Below are 24,677 nucleotides of genomic sequence, written 5' to 3' on the forward strand. Positions count from 1 at the left end.
TTCAGCACTCTCGTTCTGGGCTGCGGGCGTCGTGCGCGACGTCCGCGGATAACGGCGAGGTAGACAAGGACGATGCAAGCGGCGCGCGCGGATCGGCGCTCACCGCGTCGAGCGTCGCGCGCCACGCGTCGAACGCGCGCTCGATGGTCGCGGCGTCGAACAGCGCGCTCGCGTAGACCCATTCGATGTCGTAGCCGCCGTCCACGGCTTCGACGAACAGCGCCATGTCGAATTTCGACTGCGTCGTCGGCGGGCGCAGCAACTCGACCGCGAGTCCCGGCACGCGCGTGTTGCCGCGCGGCAGGTCGCGCAGCACGAACAGCACCTGCACGAGCGGATTGGCGTCGCGGCGACGCTTGAGCGCGAGCGCGTCGACGATGCGGTCGAACGGCAGCGCGCGATGATCGAGCGCGTCCCACGTCGACTGTCTGGCGGCGTCGAGCCACGCGTCGAAGCTCGCGAGATTCGCGCCGTCGGCGGCGATGCGCGAGCGCAGCGGCACGACGTTGACGAAGAAGCCGATCAGCGCTTCCAGCTCGGCGCGCTCGCGTCCGTCGACATCGGTGCCGATCACCAGATCGTCCGCGCCCGTGTGGCGATGCAGGAACCACTGGAAGCTCGCGAGCAGCACGGCGAACGGCGTCATGCCGTGCGCCTGCGCGAGCGTGCGCACGCGTGCGCCGAGCGTCGCGTCGAGCCGGAAATGGCGCGCCGCGCCCGCGTGCGACACCCGCGCGGGCCGCGCGCGATCGGTCGGCAGCGGCAGCAGCGCCGGCGCATCGGCGAGATAGCCGCGCCAGAACTGCTGCGCCTCGCGCACCGCGTCGGGCGTGAAACGCGCGCGCTGCCAGTGTGCGTAATCGGCGTACTGCACGGCCAGCGGCGCGAGCGCGGGCGGCGCGCCGTCGCGTTGCGCGCGGTAGAGCTCGCACAGTTCGTCGAGCAGGATATGCACCGACGCTCCATCGGCGACGATGTGATGCAGCGACACGATCAGCACGTGATGCGCGGCATCGAAACGCAGCAGCGTCGCGCGCACGAGCGGCGCGCGAGACAGATCGAACGGCGTGCGCGCGGCGTCGTCGAGCGCCTGGGCGATGGCTTGGGTCCGCGCGTTCTCGTCGCTGTTTGTGTGGCTGTTTGTGTGGCTGTTCGCGTCGTTGTCCGGATGCGCGAGCGGCTCGATCACCGGCATCAACACCTCCATGCGCGGCGCGATCTTGAGCACCGGATCGCCCTCGTCGTCGGCGTCGAAGGCCGAGCGCAGCACCTCGTGACGCGCGATCAAGGCGGCCAGGCTGCGTTGCAGCCGCGCCGCGTCGAGCGGGCCGCGCAGATCGAGCCCCGCCGTCATGTTGTACGACGCGAGCGCGCGGTCCGCGAGTTGATCGACGACCCAGATGCGCTGCTGCATCAGCGAAAGCGGCAAGGCGCTGCGGTCCGCAAGCGCGTGAAGCGGCGTGGCGGATTCGGCCTTGTTCGACGCCTGATTCGAAGCACGATCCGATTCCACTCGCAATGCATCGATGCGCGCGGCGAGCGCGGCCAGCGTCGGCGACGCGAAGATCTCGCGCAACGGCAATTCGACCGCCCAGCGCGAACGCACGCGCGACGCGAGCCGCATCGCCGCCAGCGAATGGCCGCCGAGCGCGAAGAAGCTGTCGTCGCGCGCGATCGACAGCGATGACGCGGCGGCTGCGTTGTCCGTTGCGTTGTCCGTTGCGTTGTCCGTTGCGTTGTCCGTTGCGTTGTCCGTTGCGTTGTCCGTTGCGTTGTCCGCTGCGTTATCCGCAGCGCTATCCGTCCCATTCGACGGCTCCAGCAGCGCGGCCCAGCATTGCGCGAGCGCCGTTTCGGTCTCGCCCTGCGGCGCCGCACGCGCGGCCTCGCGATGCGGCGCGGCCGGACGCGCGAGCGCGCTCAGCGCCTGACGATCGAGCTTGCCGTTGCGATTCAGCGGCAGCGCGTCGATCACCCGCAACACCGACGGCACCATGTAGTCGGGCAACAGCGCGGCCAGCGCGCGCTTGAGCGCCGCCGCGTCGAGCGACGCGCCGGGCTGCGGCGTCGCGAACGCGGCCAGACGCGCGCCCGCCACCACGATCACCGCCGCATCGCGCACGCCGTCGAGCGCCTTCAGGCGCGCCGCGATCTCGCCGGGCTCCACGCGATAGCCGCGAATCTTCACCTGATCGTCGATACGGCCGAGATATTCGAGGCTGCCGTCGGCGAGACGCCGCGCGCGATCGCCGCTGCGATACAGCCGCGCGCCCGCCGCGAACGGATGCGGCACGAAGCGCGCGGCCGTCAGCGCGGGCTGGTGCAGATAGCCGAGCGCCACGCCCGCGCCGCCCAGATACAGCTCGCCGGTCTCGCCCGTGCCGACCGGATTCAGATGCTCGTCGAGCAGCCAGGTTTCGTTGTTGTCGAGCGGACGGCCCAGCGGCAAGGTCGCCGCCGCGCGGCACGCCTGAGCGGCAGGCTGCGTGAGAATGCCGACCGTCGTCTCGGTCGGGCCATAGTGATTGTGGACGCGGCAGCCGGGCCGCAGCGCCGCGATCGTGTCGAGCAGTTCCCACGAGGTCGCCTCGCCGCCGAGCACAAGCGTATGCGCGGGCAGCGCGTCGGCGGCGCGTTCGGCTTGCAGCAGCGCGTGCAGATGGCCCGGCACGATCTTGAGCACGTCGATGCGCGCGGCCGCCAGCGTCTGCGCGAAACGGTCGGCGTCGAGCGTGGTGTCGCGATCGATCAGATGCAGCGCGCCGCCCGAGGCGAGCGCGCCGAACAGCACCGTATGGCCGAGATCGGCGCCGATGGTCGAGACCATCGCGAAGCGCGCGCGCGGCGGCGGATCGAGCCGCGCGAGCACGGCATCGACATAGTTCGTCAGTGCGCCGTGCGCGATCACCACGCCCTTGGGCGCGCCGCTCGATCCCGACGTGTAGATCACGTAGGCGGCGCTGCGCGGATCGACGGCGGGCAATGCATGGGGCGCGCGAAGGTGTTGCTCTCGCTGTGCTTCTTCTTGCGCCGCGTCGATGCGCGCGTGCTGCACGCCCATGAGGTCGAGCGCGGAGCAATCGTCCTCGCACAGCACGAAACGCGCGCCGCAATCGCGCAGCGTCTGCGCGAGGCGTTGCGGCGGATTGCCCGCGTCGAGCGCCACATACGCGCCGCCCGCCTTGAGCACGCCGAGCATCGCCACGACAAAGCGCGCCGAGCGATGCGCGACGATCGCGACCGGCTCGCCGCCCTGAAGATCGCGCGCGAGCAGCCATTGCGCGACGTGCGCCGCGCGCGCGTCGAGTTCCGCGTAGCTCATGCGCAGCGCGCCATCGATGACGGCCGGCGCATCCGGTTGCGTGTCCGCATGCCGCGCGACGCGCAGATGAATCGGCTCGCCCGGCGGCGTGCGCCGCGCGACGCTTGCGGCGCTCACGCGCGCGCGTTCGTCGGCATCGAGCAGATCGAGCGTGGCCAGCGTCGGCGCGGCGGCATCCGTCATGTCGGCGCTTCGATCGCCGAGTGCGTGCGCGAACGCTTCCACCGCGCGCAGATACTGCGCGGCCATGCGCTCGACGCTGGCCGCGTCGAAGCGCGCGCTCGCGTAGGTGAAGTAAGCGCGCATCGAGCCGTCGCGGCTTTCGCGCAGGTCGAGCGCGAGCGGCACCTTCACGTGCGTCTCCGCGATCTCGACGCGCTCGGCGCGCGCCCCCGGCCAACGCGCGAGCGCCGGGTAATCGTCGCTCAGGTAATTGAAACTGGTCTCGAACAGCGGACCGTGCTGCGCGTCGCGCGCGGGCCGCAGATGCTCGACCAGCACGTCGAACGGCAGCGCCTGGTTCGCCTGCGCGTCGAGCGTGCGCTGGCGCAGCTGCGAGAACAGACTCGCGAGCGGCGTCACGGCCTCGCAGTCGCTGTGCAGCACGAGCGTGTTGACGAAGAAGCCGATCACGTCGTGCGTCTCGGGCCGCGTGCGGTTCGCGACCGGCACGCCGGTGCGGATTGCGCGCTGCCCGGTCACGCGATAAAGCCACGCGTGATACGCGGCGAGCAGCACGACGAACGGCGTCGCGCGATGCCGGGCCGCCGCCGCGCGCACCGCCTGCGCGAGCGGCGCAGGCAGCGCGAACGCGACGCGCGCGGCGGCGCGCGGATCGGCGTTTTCGCTTGCGGTATCGGTGGCGGTGTGGTCGTAGGGCAGCGCGAGCGGCGGTGCGTCGTCGGCCAGCGCCGCGCGCCAGTACGCGAGTTGCCGCGCCGCCGCGTCGCTCGCGAGCCAGCGGCGTTGCCACGCGGCGTAATCGGCGTAGGTGATGCGTGTTTTTGCTTTTGCTTGCGCTTCCCCATGCGTCGTTGCGCCATCAAGCGCGGCACGATAACCGTCGACGAGTTCCTCGACCAGCAACTGCATCGACCAGCCATCCGTGGCGATGTGATGCAGCGCGAGCATCAGCACGTGACGTTCGTCGCTCATGCGCACGAGTCCCGCGCGCAGCAGCGGCCCGCGCAGCAGGTCGAACGGCGCGTCGGCGAAACGTTGCGCGCATTCGCGGAGCGCGCGCTCAAGGTCGTATTCGCCGATATCGCCGAGATCGCTCAAATCGACATGCGCCCACGCAAGCGGCGCGGCGGCTTCGGTGCGCGGCGCGTAAAGGTGCGCGGCGTCGCCGGTTTCGACGAAATGCGTGCGCAGCGCCGCGTGACGCTCGCACAGGCGATCGAGGCTCTGGCGCAAGGCATCGCGATCGAGCGCGCCGTCGAGCCGGATGCCCGCCGCGACGTGATACGCGCGGCTCGCGGGATCGAGCCGCCACGCGAACAACTGACGCTGCTGCGCATGCGAAATCACGGCCTCTTCGGCGGGTTCGATCGGCGCGTTGTCCTGCGCCTCGTCTTGCGCGTCGTCCTGCGCCTCTTCAACCGATTCAGGTTCCGCAAGCGCCGCGGCCATCGCCGCGAGCGTCGGCGTTTCGAAGATCTGCGCGAGCGCGACGCGGCGGCCCAGCCGCGCGCCGATCAGCGCAACGAGCCGTGCCGCGCTCAGCGAACTGCCGCCGCTCGCGAAGAAATGCGCATCGGGCGCGAGCGCGAGACGCGCGTCGAGCGCCTCGCACCAGAGCGCGGCCAGCGCGCTTTCGCGTGCATCGAGCGCGGCCGGTGTGTCGGGCGCGCGCGCCGCATCGTCGTCGCCGCCGATCACGAACGCGCCCTGCTCCCAGAGCGCGTAGAGGTCGAGCGTGCGTGCGCGCCAGCCTTCGCGCGTCGCGGCGCGCTGGAGCTTGCCGCTCGACGTTTTCGGCAACGCGCCCGGATTGAGCAGCGCGATCGCGGCGGGCGTCTCGCCGCACGCATCGAACGCGATGCGGCGCAAGGTTTCGACGATCTGCGCGGCCGCGAAGCGCTTTTTCATGCGCGGCGCGATTTCGAGCGCGAGACCCAGCGTCTCGCCGCCGCCGAGCGTCGCGCCGAACGCGATCACGCGGCCCTTGCGCGCGAACTCGGCATGCGCCTCCACGGCCTGCTCGATGTCCTGCGGATAGAGATTGCGTCCGCGCACGATCACGAGATCCTTCACGCGTCCGGCGATATACAGCTGTCCGTCGTGCACGAAACCCAGATCGCCCGTGCGCAGCCAGCGCGCCGGGCCGCTGCCGTCGGGGTGGCGCGGGGCGTCGACGAACGCCTGCGCGCTCGCGTCGGCGCGCTGCCAGTAGCCGTGCGCAACGCTCGGGCCGCTCACGTGAATTTCGCCGATGCGGCCATCCGCGAGCCGTTCGCCCGCGCGCGACGTTTCTGTCTCGACATCCGCTTCATGCGATTCAGCCGCCGCGCGCGCCACGATCGCCACGCGATGTCCGGCCTGCACCGCGCCGCAGCCGACCAGCACGGTGGCCGCTTCGTCCGCGCGCGCCGCCTCGGCGCGTCCCGCCGAAAGCGCCGCGCTGCTGAACGCGTGCGAGACGAGTCCCGCGCCGCGCACGCCACCGGTGACGAACAGCGTCGCCTCGGCAAGCCCATAGCACGGATAGAGCGCGGCGGCGGCGAAACCCGCCGGCGCGAAGCGCGCGACGAAGTCGTCGAGCGTGTCGCGCCGCACCGGTTCCGAGCCCGAAAACGCGAGCCGCCAGCTCGACAGATCGAGCTTCGCGCGCGTCTCGTCGTTGATGCGTTCCGCGCACAGCCGATAGGCGAAATCCGGCGCGCCCGAGATCGTGCCGCGATGGCGCGCGATGGCGTCGAGCCAGCGCAACGGCCGCTCCAGAAAGTATTGCGGCGACATCAGCACGAGCGGAATGCCGCTGAACACCGGCTGCAACAGGCTGCCGATCAGCCCCATGTCGTGATACAGCGGCAGCCAGCTGACGAACACGTCGTCGGGGCGCACGCCGAGTCCCGCCTGGATCGCGATCTCGTTGGCGAGCAGATTGCCGTGGCTCACCATCACGCCCTTCGGCGATCCCGTCGATCCCGAGGTGTACTGGAGAAACGCGAGATCGTCCGCGCGCACGGGATGCAGCGGCGCATCGGACGGCGTATCGCGCGCGTCTAACGTATCGACAGCCACCACGTCCGCGCCCGGCGCGAGCATCGACCAGGCGTCGGCGTGGCGCTCGTGCAGCGCGGCGGTCGTCAGCACGTAGCGCACGCCCGCATCGCGCGCGATGCCGCGCAGACGCGCGAGATGCTGTTCGCGCTTCGACTCCGGCGGATAGACCGGTACGGCCACGACGCCCGCGTACAGACAACCGAAGAACGCGCTCACGTAATCGACGCCGCTTTCCATCAGGATCAGCGCGCGCTCGGCCGCCGCGCCGTCGCGCGCGAAACGCGCCGCCAGCGCCCGCGCGCGGCGGTCGAGTTGCGCGTAGTCGTAGCGCGTGTCGCCGTCGGCGTCGACGACGATCAGCGCCGTGGCCTCGGGCCGCTGTTGCGCGAGCGCGCGCAGGCGCGCCGCGAGTCCGTGCGCGGGCACGGCGTCGGTGTCGATGCCGTGGGGAAACACAATGTGTTGCGCGGCGTTCATCGCGTTGCCTCCAGCCAGGCGGCTTGCGCGAGGCTCGCGCGCAGTTCGCGCGCGAGCGCCTCGAACAGGTCGCGGTGCCGCACGATGCCCTGGTGATCCGCGTCGATCGAACCGGCCTGCGTGACGCGGCCCGCCACGCGCGCCTGCCACATCGCGGCGGACTCGGCCGCCGGACGATGCGGCGCGCGCCCGGACCACCAGAGCGTCAGATCGACCGGCGCGCGGGACGCGGGCTGCACGCGCGCGATATGGCCCAGATGGCGCTGGAACAGCAGCACCTTGCCGAGCAGCGCGCGCGTCTGCGGATCGTCGTCGAGTGTGTCCGGCAGCGGCCAGCGGCGGCGTGCGCCGTCGAGCAGCGTGCGCAGTTCGGCGTCGCTCGCGTGCCAGTTCTGCGCGGTGTCGGCGCTGATAAAGGCGTCGTCGGGCGCGGCGTCGTCGGCGTGCGGCACGTAGGCGTCGATCAGGCCGACGAAGGCCACCTGCGCGCCGTCCGCGACGAGCGCGCGCGCCACCTCGGCGGCGAGCAGCCCGCCGACCGACCAGCCGATCAGCCGATACGGCCCGTGCGGCTGCACGCTGCGGATGCGCGCCGCGTAATCGGCGGCCAGTTGCGCGAGATCGCCGGGCCACCAGCTTTCGGTGTGGAACGGCGCCTGCACGCCATGCACGCTGGCCACGCCGTCGAGCGCTTCGGCGAGCGGCCGGTAGTCGGCGACGAGACCCGACGCGGCATGCAGCGCGAACACGCGCGGCAGGTCGCTGCACGGCGACAGCGCGACGATATTCGACGCACGCGGCGCACCGTGCGCGTCGGTCGTCGCCGATTCGATATGCGCGGCCAGCGCGCGCACCGTCGCGTGCTGGAACAGCGCTTCGAGCGTGAGGCCCGGCAAATCCAGATCGCGTGCGCGCGCCAGCAGTTTGAGCGCGAGCAGCGAATGACCGCCCGCCGCGAAGAAGTCGTCGGTGACGCCGAATTCGCCTTGCGGCAGCACCTCCTGCCACAGCGCGAGCAGACGCGCTTCGAGCGACGTGCGCGGCGCCACGCGCGCCGCCGATGCGCCCGCCTGCGGCGCGGGCAGCGCCGCACGGTCGAGCTTGCCGTTCTGCATCAGCGGCAGGCGTTCGAGCCGCACCAGCGCCGACGGCACCATGTACGCGGGCAGCCGGCTTTCGAGCACGCGGCGCAGCGCGCCGTCGTCGGCTTCGTCAGCATCGCCGACGACATAACCGACCAGCCGCTTCGCGTCGCCCTCGCCGTGCAGCGCCACGGCGCTCGCCGTGACGCCCGGCGCCTCGCGCAGCACCGCCTCGATCTCGCCCGGCTCGATGCGGAAACCGCGCAGCTTCACCTGCTGATCGAGACGGCCGAGGAAGTCGATGCTGCCGTCCGCGCGGCGTCGGCACAGATCGCCGCTGCGATACAGACGCGCGCCGGGCCGCTGCGGATCGGGCACGAAGCTCGCCGCCGTGAGACCGGGCCGCCCGAGATAGCCGCGCGCGAGCGTGAGCCCGCCGATACACAGCTCGCCCAGCGCGCCCGGCGGCAGCTCGTTGCCGTCGCGGTCCATCACGTAGACGCAGCGCGACGCATACGGCTCGCCGATCGACACGATGGTCTGCGCGCTGTCCTCCGCGCGCGTTTCGCGATACATGCACGCGACCGTGGTTTCGGTCGGACCGTAGAGGTTGTCGAGACGGATGTGCGCGAGCGGACCCGCCTGCCATTGCGCGAGCGCGTCGCCGGGCAAGCCCTCGCCGCCCACGGTGATCTGGCGCAGCGCGGCCAGATCCTCGCGCGGCGGCGGCGTGCGCAGCCATTGCTGCCAGTAGGCCGTCGGAATGCGCGCGAAGCTCACGCGGCCCTCTTTCAGATGGCGGCTCGTCGCGGGCGCGTCCCACAACTGCGGGCCGCGCATTTCGACCTGGCCGCCTTGCATCAGCGCGGGCAGCATCTCGTGCAGCGCGACGTCGAAATTGATCGTCGACGATTGCAACTGCGTGTCGCGCGCGTCGATGCCATACGTGGCGATGAAGTCGTCGAGATGGCGGCTCAGCGCGTCGTGGCTCACCGCCACGCCCTTGGGCCGCCCCGCCGATCCCGAGGTGTAGATCACGTAGGCAAGCTGATCCGGGTGGATCGCCGCGTGCGCCTCGGGCGCGATGACGTCGCGCGCGCCGTCACGCAGCGCGGCGATGTCGAGCGCGTCGCGGCCCGCGAACAGCGCGCCGCAGGCGTCGAGCGTCGCGGCGTCGGCGAGCACGCAGGCAAGCTGCGCTTCGTCGATCATCGTGCGCAGACGCTCGGGCGGATAGGCCGGATCGAGCGGCACGAAGGCCGCGCCCGAACGCAGCACGCCGACGAGCGCCGCCACCAGCCCGACCGAGCGCGTGAGGCACAGACCGACGCGCTGCTCCGCGACCGCGCCGCGCGTCTGCAAGGTGCGCGCGATGCGGGCCGACCAGGCGTCGAGTTCGCCGTAATTCAGGTGCTCACCCTCGCAGTGCAGCGCGTGTGCGTGCGGCTGCATGCGCGCCCGTTCGGCGATGCGCGCGCCAACGGGAGAAAAAGGATGTGCGTGCAACGGTTCTGCGCGTTGCGGCCGGACAGGCGCAAGTTGCAACGCGGCCAGCGGCGTGTTCGCATCGGCGACGATCTGGCCGAGCATCGTCACGTAATCGGCGAGCAGACGATCGACGGTCGCCGCGTCGAACACGTCGCGCGCGTAGGTGAAGGACAGCAGCGTGCTGTTCTTCGATGCGTTCTTCGATGCGTTCGGCGTCGCGTTCGTCGTGTTCGTCGCCGTGTGCTTCACTTCGCGCGCGGTCAGCACGAGGTCGAAGCGCGCCGTGCCCGTGGACGTTTCAATCGGCGACGCGCGCAGTCCGGGCAGATGCAAACCGTCGCCCGGCGCGCCGCCGTCGTAGTTGAACATCACGCTGAAAAGCGGCGTGTGCGAAAGGCTGCGCTCGGGGCTCAGCGCCTCGACCACGCGCGCGAACGGCACCTGCTGATGCGCCTGCGCCTCGACGAGCCGCTCGCTCACGTGGCGCACCAGCGCGCTCACGTCGCCGAGGCCGTCGAGTTCGCTGCGCACCACCAGCGTGTTGACGAAGAAGCCGACCATGCGCTGCGTGTCGAGCCGGTCGCGTCCCGTCACGGGCACGCCCACGCGGATGTCGTACTGGCCGCTGTAGCGCGCGAGCAGCAGGTCGAACGCCGCCAGCAGCACGGCCGCGCTGGTCGTGTCGTGACGGCGCGCGAGCGTGCGCACCGCCGCGGCGGTCGCCTCCGGAAGCGCGACGCCGACGCGTCCGCCCGCCTGGCTGCGCCGCGCGCCCGGCCGCCGGTCGAACGGCAGTTCGAGCGCGGCGTGCTCGCCCGCGAGCCGCACGCGCCAGAAGTCGAGATCGGCTTCGGCGCGCGCGCTTTGCGCCGCGTCGCGCTGCCACAGCGCGTAATCGGCGTACTGGCGCGGCAGCGGCTCGTATTCGCGCAACAAGCCGCGAATGTGCGCCGCGTAGGCGCGTGAGAACTCGTCGAGCAGGAGCTGATTCGACCAGGCGTCGGAGATCAGATGATGCGTGAGGACGTGCAACACGTGATCGCGCTCGCCGAGGCGGATCAAGGTCACGCGCAGCAGCGGCCCCGCGCCCAGATCGAACGGCGTGCGCGAGATCGACTGGAGCGTGTCGGCGAGACGCTGGGCCTGCTGCGCGCACGGCACATCCGCGAGATCGAGCACCGACAGCACGGGCGCGGGCGCGTCGAAGCGTTGCAGCGCCTCGCCGTCGGTTTCCACGAAACGCGTGCGCAGGCTTTCGTGACGCGCGACCAGCGCCGCGAGCGCGCCCTGCACCGCCGCGCGGTCGAGCGTGCCTTCGAGACGCACCGCGCCCGGCAGGTTGTAGGCCGCGCTGCGCGGATCGAGACGCGCGAAGAACCACAGACGCGCCTGCGCGGGCGAAAGCGGCGCGGCGTCCATGTCGGCCGGACGTGCGGGCAGCGTGTGCGTATCCGTGTTCGTGCTCGCGCTCGTGCGATTGGCGCTTGTGTCGCCACGCAACGCGCTCAGTTCGCGCGCGAGATCGGCGAGCACGGGCGCGGCGAACACCAGGCGCACGGGCACGTCGATACGCCACGCCTCGCGCAGCGCCGCCGTCATCCGCAGCGCGAGCAGCGACTGGCCGCCGAGCGCGAAGAAGTGATCGCGGCGGCCCACACGCGCGACGCCGAGCAGCGATTGCCACACGTCGGCGAGTTGCGTTTCGATGTCGCCTTGCGGCGGCTCGAAGGTGTCGGCGTCCGCTTCGAGCGTGGGCGCGGGCAGCGCGTGACGGTCGATCTTGCCGTTGCTGTTCAGCGGCAGCCGTTCGAGCACGACGACGGCGGCCGGCACCATGTAATCGGGCAGCGCACGAGAGAGCCGTTCGCGCAGTGCAGCGCCGAAGGCGGCATCGTCGGCTGCGGCACCAGGTGCGTGCGGCGCGACATAAGCAACGAGGCGGACATCACGCACATCGCGCTCGTCAGTCGCCGACGCCTGCTGCGCCACGACGATCGCTTCGCGCACCGCCTCCTGCGCGAGCAATTGCGCCTCGATCTCGCCGGGTTCGATGCGAAAGCCGCGAATCTTCATCTGATGATCGGCGCGGCCCAGATAGTCGAGCCTGCCGTCGCCGCGCCATTTCGCCAGATCGCCGGTGCGATAAAGACGCGCGCCCGGCGTGTCGAACGGATTCGGCACGAAGCTCGCCGCGCTCAAGCCCGCGCGGCCCTGATAGCCGCGCGCGAGCCCCACGCCACCGATATAGAGTTCGCCCGCCACGTTCGCAGGCGCGAGATCGAGATTCGCGTCGAGCACGTAAAGCTGCGTCGCGGCGATGGGCGCGCCGATCACGGGCGCCGCGTCCGTCACGCGGCCCGCCGCCGACCAGATGGTCGTTTCGGTCGGACCGTAGAGATTCCATAGCTCGATGCCTTCGCCGAGCGCGAGCAGATCGCGCGCGAGATCGGCCTGCAAGGCTTCGCCGCCGCACAGCGCCTTGAAACGGCGCGGTGCTGTGTTTTGCGCTTGCGTCGATGTTTGCCGCCACGCGGCCGAAGGCCAGCCGCCCGCGCGCAACAGCCGCCAACCCGCGGGCGTCGATTGCAGCGCCGTCGCGCCCGACGTGTCGATCAGACGCGCGAGCGCCGCACCGTCGCGCACCGTCTCGCGCGGCGCGATCACCACGCGCGCGCCCACCGTGAGCGGCAGGAAGAGTTCGAGCGCGGCGATGTCGAATGAGAGCGACGTGACGGCCACGAGCACGTCGTCGGCGGCGAGGCCCGGCGCCTCGCGCATCGAGAGCAGGAAGTGCCCCAGCGCGCCATGCGTGACCATCACGCCCTTGGGCGTGCCCGTCGAGCCCGAGGTGTAGATCACATACGCGAGTTGCGCGCCCGTCATCTCCACATTCGGACGATGCGCGGGTTCGTCGCCGAGATCGGCGCGGTCGAGTTCGAGGCGCGCAAGACGCGTTTGCGGATCGCAGTCGTCGGCGTGTGCGCTATCGGCGATCAGCACGCGCGCGCCGCTATCGGCGAGCATGAACGCGCGCCGCGCCGCCGGCAGCGCCGGATCGAGCGGCACATACGCGCCGCCCGCCTTGTGGACCGCGAGCAGCGCCGCGACCATGTCGGCCGAGCGCTCGACGCACACGCCGACGCGCGTTTCCGGCGCGACGCCGAGCGTCAGCAGCCGATGCGCGAGCCGGTTGGCGCGCGCGTCGAGTTCGGCGTAGCTGAGCGTGACGCCGCCGCACTGGAGCGCGACGGCGTGCGGCGTCGTGGCCGCCTGGCGCTCGATCAGCCGATGCGCGCACGCGGCCTGCGCGAAGCGCCGCGCGTTGCGTCCGAGCGCGAGCAGACGCGCGCGTTCGGCGGCGTCGAGCAGCGCCGGATGACGCGTCTCGCGTTCGCTCGCGATCTGTTGCAGCACGCCGAGATAACTGTCGAACAGGCGCTCGACGGTGGCCGCATCGAACACGTCGCTCGCATAGGTGAGCGCGAGCTGGATGTGGCCGCCCTGCGCCGCGACATCGAGCGCAAGATCGACCTGCGCCGACCCCGCCGTGCCCGCGAGCGTGCGCACCGTGAGGCCCGGCAGCGCGAACGGCGCGCCGTGCGCGGCGTCGTTTTCCTCGACGTAGTTGAACATCGCCTGGAACAGCGGCGTATGCGCGACGCTGCGCTGCGGTTGCAGACGCTCGACGAGCGTCGCGAACGGCACGCCGGCGTGAGCGTGCGCGCCCGCCATGCGCGTGCGCACTTCGTCGAGCAGCGCGCTGAACGGAGCGTGGCGCGGCGTGTTCATGCGGATCACGAGCGTGTTGACGAAGAAGCCAATCAGCGGCTCGGTTTCCAGCCGATCGCGGCCGGCGACCGGCACGCCGACGCGCACGTCCTGCTGACCGCCATAGCCTTGCAGCAGCGAGCCGAACGCGGCCAGCAACATCATGAAGCGCGTCGCGCCCTGCTCGCGCGCGCCGGCGTCGAGCGCCTGCGCCAGCGCGGGATCGAGCGTGCGGCGCAGCGTGGCGCCCGCCGTGCCGCGCGGGCCGGTGCGCACGCGATCGACGGGCAGCGCGAGCAGCGGCTGCGTGTCGATCGCGTCATTCGTGCCACTTTCACCGCCCAGTTCGCGCATCCAGTAGTCGATCTGCGCCGTGTCCTGTGCGGCGAGACGCGCGCGCTGCCAGATCGCGTAGTCGCCGAATTGCACCGGCAGCGGCGCGAACGCGGGCGACGCGCCGCGCAACGCCGCCGCATAGCCTTGCGCGAATTCGCGCAGCAACGTGCCTTGCGACCACGCATCGGAGACGATGTGCGGCATCGCGAAATGCAACACGGTTTCGTCGGCGAGTTGCGTCTCTGCGTGCGGATACGTCAGCAGCGTCACGCGCAGCATCGGGCCGCGTTCGAGATCGAACGGCAGCCGCGTGAGCGCCTTCAGACGCGCGTCGAGTTCGTCGGCGCGAGCAAGCTGCTCTTCGCGCCAGTCGTAACTGCCCGCCGCATCGACGTGTTGCCAAGCCTCGCCCGCGTGCTCCACGAAGCGCGTGCGCAGCGTCTCGTGACGCGCGACCAGCGCATCGAGCGAGCGGCGCACGGCCGCGCGGTCGAGCGCGCCCGTCAGCGCCACCGCGCCCGAGATCGTGTAGGCGGCGCTCGCCGGATCGAGCTTCCAGAGGAACCAGAGACGCTGCTGGCCGTCGGTCAGCGGGATCGGCGTGCCGGGCGCGCGCGGCACGATCGTGTCGACGTTCGCCGGCGTGTCGCTTTCCGCGTCGAGTTCCGCGGCGAGATCGGCAAGCACGGGGTTCAGAAACAGCGTGCGCAGCGAGACCGCGCGAGCGAGCGCCTCGCGAACGCGCGCGGCGACCTGCATCATCAGCAGCGAATGGCCGCCGATTTCGAAAAAGTTGTCGGTCACGCCCAGATCGTCGCGGCCGAGCACGGTCTGCCAGATCGCCAGCAGCGTGCGTTCGGTCTCGCTGCGCGGCGCGGTGCGGCGGCGCGCAGCGTCCTGCCCCGGCTCGGGCAGCGCGGCGCGGTCGAGCTTGCCGTTTTGCATCGTCGGCAGGCGGTCGAGCCAGACCAGCGCGGACGGCACCATGTAGCCCGGCAAACGGCTTTGCAGCAGACGGCGCACGGCCGTGTCGTCGGCCTCGCCCACCACGTAGCCGACGAGGCGCTTCGCGTCGCCCTCGCCGCGCAATGCGGCGGCGGCCGCTTCGACGCCCGGCGCTTCGCGCAGCACGGCTTCGATTTCGCCGAGTTCGATGCGATGGCCGCGCAGCTTGACCTGCTGATCGAGGCGGCCGAGAAAGTCGATGCTGCCGTCCTGGCGCCGGCGGCACAGATCGCCGGTGCGATAGAGACGGCTGCCGGGCGCGCCCTGCGGATCGGGCACGAAGCGTTCGGCCGTGAGCGCGGCGCGGCCCAGATAGCCACGCGCGAGCGTGTCGCCGCCGACGCACAGTTCGCCGAGCGCGCCGGCCGGCGCTTCGTTGCCGTCGGCGTCGCACACGCGCGCGGTGCGCGACGGATACGGGCCGCCGATCGACACGATCGCCTGCGCCTCGTCCTGCGCGCGCGTCTCGCGATACAGGCAGGCGATGGTGGTTTCGGTCGGCCCGTAAAGGTTGTCGAGGCGGATATGGCCGAGCGGGCCGCTGCGCCACTGACGCAGCGCGTCGCCGGGCAGGCCCTCGCCGCCCACGGTGATCTGGCGCAGCGCCGCGAGCGCGTCGGCGGGCGGCGGCTCGCGCAGCCATTGCTGCCAGTAAGCGGTGGGAATGCGCGCGAACGTGACCTTCTGCTCGATCAGATGATGGCTCGTGGTTTCGGGGTCCCAGAGCTGCGGGCCGCGCATTTCGATCTGGCCGCCCATCAGCAGCGCGGGCAGCATTTCGTGCAGCGCGACGTCGAAGTTGATCGTCGACGATTGCAGTTGCTTGTCGTGCGCGCCGATCGCGTAGGTGCCGATGAAATCGTCGAGGTGACGCGCGAGCGTGCCGTGCGTGATCGCCACGCCTTTCGGGCGTCCGGTCGAGCCCGAGGTGTAGATCACGTAGGCGAGCTGGTCGGGGTGGATCGGCGCGGCGGACGTGGCGCGGGCGCTTTCGTCTGCATCATTTGCATCGTCTGCATCGCTCGCGAGCGAGGCGATGTCGACGGTTTCGCGCCCGTTCAGCAGCGCGCCCAGACGCGCCGCGCCCGCCGCATCGGCCAGCACGCAGTCGATTCCGGCGTCGTCGAGCATCGCGGCGAGGCGTTCGAGCGGATACGCGGGGTCGAGCGGCACGAAGGCCGCGCCCGACTTCAGCACGCCGAGCACGCCCGCGACCAGCGCGGCCGAGCGCTCCACGCACAGGCCGATGCGCTGATCGGCCCGCGCGCCGAGCGTGCGCAGACGCGTCGCGATCCGCGTGCTCCAGCGTTCCAGTTCGCCGTAACGCTGCGTCTCGCCTTCGCAATGCACGGCCTGCGCGTGCGGTTGCGCGGCGGCGCGGCGGCTGAAACGCGCGCCGACGGCTTCGAATGCGGCGGCGTTCGCGGCGGCGTCCGGTTGCGTGCGTTCGCGCACGCGTTCGTCCATGAGCGCGAAACTTGCGAGCGGCTGCTCGATCACGCTGGCAACCTGCGCGAGCAGACGCGCAAGATGATTCAGCATCTGCTCGACGATGGCCGGCTCGAACAGATCGGCGGCGTAGTTGAACGCGAGGCGCACGCCGTCGTCGCGCTCGATTGCGTTGAGCACGAGGTCGAAGCGCGCGGTCGGCAGATCGGCGCTCAATTCGCTCACCTGCAGGCCCGCGACCTCGAATGCCACGCGCTGCGCGCGCGTGTGGTTGAACATCACCTGGAACAGCGGCGTCTGGCCCGCGTTGCGCTCGGGTTGCAGCACTTCGACCAGTTGCGCGAACGGCAGGCTGTCGTGACGATGCGCATCGAGCACGGTCTGATGCAGACGATCGAGCAGCGCGCCGAAGCTCGCCGCGCCGCGCAGATCGGCGCGAATCACCAGCGTGTTGACGAAGAAGCCGATCAGCGGCTCGGTTTCCAGGCGATTGCGGCCCGACACCGGCATGCCGATGCGCAGATCCTGCTGGCCCGTGTAGCGTGCGAGCAGCACCGCGTACGCGGCGAGCAGCAGCGTCGGCAAGGTCGTGCGGCGCGCGGCGGCGAGCGACTTGAGCGCGCGCGCGGTGGCCGCGTCGAGATCGACGCTCGCGCGCGCGCCCGGCACGTTGCGAATGCCGCCGCGCGGCTTCGTCACCGGCAGATCGAGCGCGGCAGGCGTGTCGCCGAGTTGCGTGGTCCAGTAGTGCAAGGCGGCGTCGCGCTCGCCGTCGTCGGCCCATTCCTGCTGCCACGCCGCGAAGTCGCCGTACTGCACGGCCAGCGGCGAGGCGGCGGGCGTGCGCCCCGCCATCAGTTCGCCATAGGCCGCGACGAATTCGTCGAGCAGCAGTTTGACCGACGCGTGATCGGCCACGATGTGATGCAGCGCGACGTGCAGCACGTGGCGCTGCGCGCTTTCGTTGCTATCGTCGATCGTTGCCGCTTCGCGCAGCAAGGCGATGCGCAGCAGCGGGCCGCGCGTGAGATCGAACGGCGCGAGCGAGAGCGACTGAAGCCGCTGGTCGAGCGCATCGGAAGTCGACGCGTCGCGCAGATCGACTTCGGACCACGCGTAATTCACGCCGCCGACAATCTGCTCGACCTGCCCGTCGCGTTCCTCGAAATGCGTGCGCAGCGCCTCGTGCCGCGCGACCACATGATCGAGCGCCGCGCGCAATCGGTCGACGTCGAGCGCGCCTTCGAGACGCAGCGCGCCCGCGATGTTGTAGCCCGCGTCGTCGGGATTCAGTTGCCAGAGGAACCAGAGGCGCGCCTGCGCGGGCGACAGCGCGAAGCGCTGCGTGCGGTCCGCGAGCGGCACGATCGGCAGCGCCTTGCCGCTCAGCCCGCGCTCGCGCAGACGCGCGCGGAACGTCGCGCGCCGGTCGGCGGGCAGGCTCGCGTAGTTGCGCGCGATGGCCGCGAAATCCGCCGTCGATGCGGGCGCGGGCGATGCAGGCGATGAAGGCGTCATGGCGGCGGGCCCAGGTTCGGTGGCGGATTCAAGCTCGCGCTCGCGCCGCGCCGCGAGCGGCTGCACGCCCGCCTCGCGCGCCTTGCGCTTGAGGAACGGGCAGACATCGGCGGCGCGCACGTTGTGGTCGTCGAGGAAATACTGCTTCCATTCGAGATTGCCTGGATCGCCGTAAAAACCAAGGTCCGGATGCGCGGGCGTGTCGTCCCACGTTTCGAGGCGCTTGCGCACCTGGTTGCGCGCCTCGCGGCCGATCACCTTGTTGGTGATGGTGTCCACGAACACGCTGCGCGGCTGGAACAGCAGCACCATGCCCGGCCCGAGATTGCGGCTGTGACGCAGCGAAAACGACGGGCACGCGCACACCACGAACATCTGCACGCCCGCGAACGAGAACTCCCACGATTCGTCGGACGGCTCGGGCTGCTGATCGGCCTGCGGATCGGGATCGACGTTGTGCAGTTGCTGCAGCGCGTGCCAGAAGAGTTCGTGATACGCGTCGTGCGAGAGCGGCTCGGCATCGGGCTCGAAAAACACGGCGATGTTGTTCTTGCGGTATTGCGGCAGCGAAGCCAGTTCCGCGAAGGTTTGCATCGTGGCCGGCAGATCGGCGATGTCCTTGCCGTGCACGAACGAATAGAACATTTCGCCGCGCCGCTCGGCCTGCGTGCCGAAGAAGCACGGATACGCCGGATGCATCACCTGCTCGCGCAGCGTCGCGTACGAGGCGTCGAGCCAGGCGGGCGGCTGCACGTCGGCGCCGCACGCGCGGCCCTTGATAATGCGGCTTTTCCAGTCCTGCGCCGTGAAGACCGGCGCTTCGTTCAGCGCTGCGTTCGGCGTCTCTTGCTGCATCAGTTCGTCGTTGGGTTGCATCGTCTCGTTCCTTGGGTTCCGCACGGGTCTGTCGCGAGGCTCGGGCCGCGCACGGCGGCAGCGGCGGCGCGCCGCGTGGCCCCGCGACAATCGGGTCATGATTTTTATGTGGGGAGCGTCCGCACCTTCTGGCGAGGTGGCTGGAGAACGGATGACGCGCGCCGGGCGGCGGCGCGTCGTGCTGCTGTCAAGCTGTGCTTGCTGGTGCGTCTGGATCCGCGTCTGGATCCGCGTCTGGATCTACGCTTGAAGCCGCGCTGACGATCAGGCGCGTGGCCCGTGCGTCAGGCCGCGGCGCGCGCGGCGTCGGGCGCTTCAAGTTCGAGCATGAGCGCCTGGACCCAGTCGTCGGGAATGATCGGCTGGTGATACGTGCATTCGCTCGACGTGACCGTCGAACCATGCAGACGGCCATCGGGAATCAGCACCATGTCGCCTTCGAACATCTGCAACTGCATGCCGAGATTGCCCCAGAACAGCATCTCGCCTTCCTGGATCGTCACGAGCCGATGGTCGTTGTGCACGTGCGTGGTCGAGCACATTTCATGCGGCTCGATAAACGTTTCGCGGTCGATGTCCGGGCATTCCACGTCGATACGCGCGCTGATGCGGCGCGCGAAATCGCAGAAGCGCGGAATCGCCGACAGCCATTTGAGCTGCTCGCCCAGATCCCACCGCGCGCGTTCCGCGAGATGATCGCCGGCCGCGAAACCCTTGATGAACTGCGCACGCGCCGCCGCGCCGAAGCGCTCGCCGATCGCCCGCACGGCGCGGCTCGCGCGTGCTTCGAGTTCCGCGCTGCGCGCCGCGATCTCGCTGCCCGCGCGCTGCGGTCCGCGCAGATGCGCACACGCGCGTTCGAGCGCGCCCATGAACGCGAGCCATTCGGCTTCGGCGGCGAAGGCCGCGCCCGCGAGCGCGAAGGCGCGGTCCGGACGGCGCGCCAGCGCAAGCAGCAGATTGGTTTTGGCCATGCTGGTCGGCAGATAGAACTGCCAGTACGCATGCTGCTGACGCGTCACGCCCACATGCTGCGCGACTTTTTCGATCAGTTCGCGATCCTGATCGATCACGTCCACGGCCGGACGCGCGTCGTCGGGCAGACCGTCGAAACGTCCGCCTGCCGCCGCGCGTCCGAGCGCATGGCCGCGCGACGGCGCGAGCGCCCAGCGCTGGATCGCGATGAAACGTAGCCCTTCTTCCAGATAATCGTTGCGCATCAGGCGCGCAAACGTTTCACTCCAGAAGCGCGTTTCGCTGTCGAAGAGTTGTGCGAGGCGTTGCGTCACGAAGTCGTCGCGCTCGTCGCCTGCCGCCTGATCGCCGAGATACGAGAACGCATAGGCTTCGAGAAACGGCGTGAGTTGCGCGCCGAGCGTGCGCACGTCGTCGCGATAGAAGTCGGTGAAACGCGCCCAGTCGGCGGCGTCCGCGCTGCGCGGCGCGCGCGTGACGTCGAGCTCGTAGATCGACAGCAGCGTGCGATTCGAGGCCAGCGACGGCAGGCGGCTCACGTTGTCGCTGCGCACGGGCTTCATGAACTTGAGGAATTCGAAATCCTCGGGGCGCAACGGGCGGCGATGGAAATCGTCGTCGAGCACGAGTTCATCGACGGTGGCGCTGCGAAATGCCTGCGCGGCCGCGAATTGCTTGATCAGCGCGACATAGGCTTCGCTTTGCCCGGCGAAGTCGCCGAAATCGAATAGAGCGGGATAACGCTGCGTCATGAAGAAAGCTCCTTGTGCCGGCATGGCGGCGAAATCGGATCGAATCAAATCAATAGGGATAAGCCGGCTCGTCCGCGTGCGTGGCCGTAGCGAACGCCAGCGCGTGCAGCGCCGCCGCAATGTCGCGGATCACCTGCTCGCGCGCCGTCTCGACAAAAAAGTGCCCGCCCTCCAACATGCGCTGATGAAATCCTCCCGTGGTTTCGTGACGCCACGCTGACAGGTTTTCATTTCGTTCGGATACCGAATCATCGGTTCCGCCAAAACTCCAGATCGGGCAGCCCAGTCGTATCGAACGCTCGCGCGCGCGCCGCGTCTGGTTCGCGCACAGATGGAAATCGGCGCGCAAGGCGGGCAAGGCGAGATCGAGAAACTCCGCGTCGGCGAGCAGTTCGTCGGGCGTACCGCCCAGACGCCGCAACTCCGCCACCATCTCCGCCGTGCTGCAGGCGAGCCAGTGCGACGGGTGTTCGTCGTCGAGTTCGCGCTCGCGCGGCGCCACGCAGGCGGATGCGCCGAGCCACAGCGGCTCGCGCCCGTGACGTTCGCGGATCGCATGGGCCAGTTCCAGCGCGACCAGCGCGCCCATGCTGTGACCGAAGAATGCGAACGGACGTGTCGGCAAGGGATCGAGGTTCGCGAGCAGCGCGTCGATGAGCGCGGGCCAGTCGGCGAGCGCCGGTGTCGCGCGCAGGCGGCCGTGGCCCGGCAGATCGAGCGCCACGCACTCGATGCGCGGCCCGAGCAACGCGCCCCAGCCGCGATACGTCGCGGCATTGCCGCCCGCATAGGGCAGGCAGTACAGCGTGAGCGCCACGTCGGCGTGCCGCGCCGGCATATCAGGCTTGCGCGCCTTGCGCGGCCATCGCCTCGCGCAAGCTCAGCGGACGCATGTCGGTCCACACGGTCTCGATGTGCGCGAGGCACTCGTCGCGCGTACCGGTCTTGCCCTCCGCGCGCCAGCCCTCGGGCACGGGCTTGTATGCCGGCCAGATCGAATATTGCTCTTCGTGATTCAGCACGACATGGAAAACGGTGTTCTCGTCGCCCCAGCTCATTGCAGCCCTCCTTGGTTCGAAGCGATGGTTCGGATAGATCTCGGTGTGAATGTCGAAGCGCTTATCGATGTCGTTCTTGAAGTCGATGCAAGACGCATCGTTGCGCTCGCATTCATTAACAAATGCAAACGTAAACGCTAATCATTCCTATTCATACCGCAAACAGTAGATCCCGAGGTTCGGTGTGTCAACCTGACTGGGAGGGAGGTATCCGCTCGGCGGCGGAGGCGCGCGCGCATTTTTCCTTTCCGTCAAAGGCCTTAAGGTGCGCAAGCGAATTTGTAATTGAATGTATGAAAGCCAATTTAAAACTGATGGCTGAAGGGGCTTTATGGAAAGTGTCATGCTCTGGCGCTACCCTTCGCGCGCACGACGCCCAAACCGCGGCGGCAATGTGCAGAACGCTTCAAACCCGTGGCGAGCCGATCCCGGGCAAGACTTACCGCCACTTCACTTTGCAATCCGAATTAATTGCCGGATTGTCGTGTGCGAGATTCGTTGCGCATAAGATGCGTCGACTCTCCGTCGTCTGCAAGCGCGCTCTCGAATGCGCGCGCCCTCCTTTCCCAATTCGCTGAAAAGCCCGCCGATACGCGGTTTCACGCCGCGCTCGCATGTCCGCTTCGGGCCTTTCTTTAAAAATCTGAATGCGAATCATTTGTAATTGCGCCGAAAATTACGCATCATAGACGGCGTCCTGATTCTCCAGTCAACCTTTCATATTCATGACAACCTCCACGCTCGCGCCTTCGCGCCCCGCTGCCGACGCTGCACACGAACCGGCGCACGACGCGTCGCACGACGTCCGCGCCAATGCTGCACTCGACGTGCTGCTCTCGCGCCGCTCGCATTGGCCGCTCGCCGAACCCGCTCCGCGCGACGCCGAGCTGGATCTGATCTTCGAGGCCGCCATGCGCGCGCCCGATCACGGCAAGTTGCGCCCGTGGCGCTTCGTCGTCGTGCGCGGCGAAGCCCGTGGCGCACTGGGCGACTTGCTTGTCGATATCGCGGCCTCGCGCACGCCTGAGTCGCCGCGCGAAGCGCACGCGCATCGTCGGCAAAGGGCATTTGCCGCGCCGCTCGTGATTGCGCTCGCGGCCGCGATCTCGCACGACACCGGCATTCCCGAAGTGGAACAGGTGCTCGCGCTCGGCGCCGCGACAATGAACATGCTCAACGCGATTCACGCATTGGGTTACGGCGGATTCTGGGCGACCGGCGCGGACAGCTACGACACACGCATGCACGACGCGCTCGGCTTCGCGGAAAACGAGCAGGTGCTCGGATTCCTGTTCGTCGGCACGCCGCCCGCCTCATCCGCCGACAAACCGCGCCCGCCAGGCGCCGACTATGTGCGCGAGTGGTTCGGCACCTCGCAATAGGCGTTGCGCCGCGCCAGTCACCCAAGCCGGCGCGCCAGCAAGCGCCGCGATTTCAACGACAAGGAGGCAGCGTGCAAGACACGACGCATGCGGGAGCCGCGCGCGGTTTCCACTCGTCACACCCTATCTATGCAACACCCGGCATCGAGTTCATTCCGCACCGTTCGGGCCTGCACACACGCAAGGAACACGCACTGCCGCGTAGCGGCGAACTGATGATCTGGCGACTCGCTGCAAGCTGGGATTATCTGAATCGCGAAGAAGCGGCGCTGTGGTTGTCGCGCGAGGAAACGGCACGGATGCGCCATCATCGCAATCCCGCCTTTGCGCGGCGCTACGCCATCGCGCGCGTCTCGTTGCGCCGCATTCTCGGCGATGCGCTCGACAAGTCGCCCGAAACCGTCGCCCTTTCCGACGATGCGCACGGCCAGCCGGTCCTCGACGAATCGGGCTGCCCCTCGCCGCTTTCGCTGCGCATCGCCTTCGCGGGCATCTGGATCACGCTCGCGATGAGCGCCGACGCATTCGGCCTGGAAACCCTGCTGCCGGATACCGCGCGCCCGGACACCGATATGAGCCTCGCGAGCGCGCGCGCCGCCTGTGCATCGCAATTGCTGGCACAGCCTGTCGATTATGTCGAAGCGTTGTGCGCGCATCGCGTCGGCGCGATGTCGCTGATGCGCGACGACGCGAACGCCATCCGCGTGATCGATCTGCCGATGCCCGGCAATATCAGCGCCGCCATCGCCACGCCGATTTCGACCTCGACGCTACATGCGTTTGGCTGGTTGAGCCGGAGCTTTTGAGCGCGCGTATCCGCGCAATCGGTGCGGCTAGAACAGCACGTCGAGACCCACGGTCACGGCCGTCTGGCTCGACGCACCGGCGGGGTTGAGCGTGCTGACAACCGCGTGCCGGTAAGACGTGTAATCGACTTCGGTATAGAGCGTCGTGCGCTTGGAAAGCAGATACGCGAGCGACATGATCGCGAGCCCCCGGCGGCCGGCCTTGTCGGTCGATACGGTGGTCTGGTAATAGCCGCCGCCGAGAATCAGATAGGGTTGGATATTCCACGAAAACCCGCCGAACGCGTTATTCGTGACCTGGTGCGGCGCGGCCGGATTCTGGAGATCCTCCGACATGAAGCCGCCCGAGAGCCTGACCGGACCGATGCTATAAGCGGCACCCGCCATGTAATAGCTGTCACCGATATAGGCCGTGCCGGTGAGAATGTTGCGATGTCCGTACACGCCGCCAACACTCGCCGGTCCCATGCTGTAGCTCACGCCGACCGAGCGCGTCGCGCCGCTGCTGAAATTGCCCGCCACGCCGCCAAACGAATTGTCCACCTCGAACAACAAAGGCCCGAAGTCGTTCTTGTACTTGACGGAGTTGTTGTTGCGCGTGCCGTCCGATGCCTGGGTGAGCGGCAGAATCGGCGTGTAGTGAAAACCAAATGGATCGTAAATGCTGATGATGTCGTGCGCGATCGTGTATTGCCGCCCGAAATCGAGCGAGCCGTATTTGCGATTGCCGATGCCGACAAACGACTGGCGGTTGAACAAGGTATTGGTGGTGTTGTCCAGTTGCCCGTTGCCGAGATTGAAGCCGCTTTCCAGACGGAAGTGCGCATTCCATCCGTCGCCCAGGTCTTCCTTTCCAAGAAAGCCCAGTTTGTTGGAACTGTAGTAACCATTCGAATTCATGGTCACCACAGTGCCTCCTCCTTTGACCGCGTTGGTCTGGTAACGAACGCCGCCGTCTGCCGTGCCGTAGATCTGAACGCTGCTTTGCGACCAGGCCGGCGACGCGCCGGCTGCGAGTGACAGTCCAACGCCAATGCTTCTCCACGCGAGTGCTTTCATGCCATGTCTCCGTCTATGTATTTTATTTTTATCGTGCGGAGGAAACGACAACCTCCATACGATATGCATGCCTAACTAGTTTAATGAAACTCCTTG

Annotated in this window: 8 protein-coding genes; 2 read left to right on the forward strand and 6 right to left on the reverse strand. The window is 69.0% G+C overall.

Annotated elements, in window-relative coordinates:
* Nucleotide 1: 1 nt before the first annotated feature.
* From SB764_RS01100 to SB764_RS01120, 5 genes are all read right to left on the reverse strand, one after another.
* On the reverse strand, nt 2-7,027 hold the full coding sequence (locus SB764_RS01100) for an amino acid adenylation domain-containing protein (RefSeq protein WP_410862367.1): 7,026 nt from the start codon (nt 7,025-7,027) through the stop codon (nt 2-4).
* A complete protein-coding gene (locus SB764_RS01105; RefSeq protein ID WP_410862369.1) occupies nt 7,024-18,549 on the reverse strand; it encodes an amino acid adenylation domain-containing protein in 11,526 nt (3,841 codons plus the stop codon). The genes SB764_RS01100 and SB764_RS01105 overlap by 4 nt, the downstream gene beginning before the upstream one ends.
* Nucleotides 18,550-18,833: 284 nt before the next feature.
* The gene (locus tag SB764_RS01110; RefSeq protein WP_410862371.1) at nt 18,834-20,276 is read right to left on the reverse strand and encodes a peptide synthetase; all 1,443 of its coding nucleotides are present in this window, start codon (nt 20,274-20,276) and stop codon (nt 18,834-18,836) included.
* A 49-nt stretch (nt 20,277-20,325) separates the two neighbouring features.
* Nucleotides 20,326-21,114, reverse strand: a complete 789-nt coding sequence (locus tag SB764_RS01115; protein ID WP_410862373.1) for a thioesterase II family protein — start codon at nt 21,112-21,114, stop codon at nt 20,326-20,328.
* Between the two features lies 1 nt (nt 21,115).
* Complete coding sequence (locus tag SB764_RS01120) at nt 21,116-21,334, reverse strand: MbtH family protein (RefSeq protein ID WP_065062873.1); 219 nt, start codon at nt 21,332-21,334, stop codon at nt 21,116-21,118.
* Between the two features lie 725 nt (nt 21,335-22,059).
* Here SB764_RS01120 and SB764_RS01125 point away from each other — a divergent pair.
* Nucleotides 22,060-22,716 carry a nitroreductase gene (locus SB764_RS01125; protein WP_080180087.1) on the forward strand — a complete coding sequence of 219 codons (657 nt, stop codon included), beginning with the start codon at nt 22,060-22,062 and terminating at the stop codon, nt 22,714-22,716.
* A gap of 71 nt (nt 22,717-22,787) precedes the next feature.
* Nucleotides 22,788-23,522 carry a 4'-phosphopantetheinyl transferase family protein gene (locus SB764_RS01130; RefSeq protein ID WP_065062870.1) on the forward strand — a complete coding sequence of 245 codons (735 nt, stop codon included), beginning with the start codon at nt 22,788-22,790 and terminating at the stop codon, nt 23,520-23,522.
* A 27-nt stretch (nt 23,523-23,549) separates the two neighbouring features.
* On the opposite strand, the gene SB764_RS01135 is transcribed toward SB764_RS01130, so the two are convergent.
* Nucleotides 23,550-24,581 carry a porin gene (locus tag SB764_RS01135; protein WP_183715772.1) on the reverse strand — a complete coding sequence of 344 codons (1,032 nt, stop codon included), beginning with the start codon at nt 24,579-24,581 and terminating at the stop codon, nt 23,550-23,552.
* Between the last annotated feature and the right edge of the window lie 96 nt (nt 24,582-24,677).

It is taken from the genome of Paraburkholderia sp. SIMBA_027, from assembly GCF_046535315.1.
GTDB lineage: Bacteria > Pseudomonadota > Gammaproteobacteria > Burkholderiales > Burkholderiaceae > Paraburkholderia > Paraburkholderia tropica.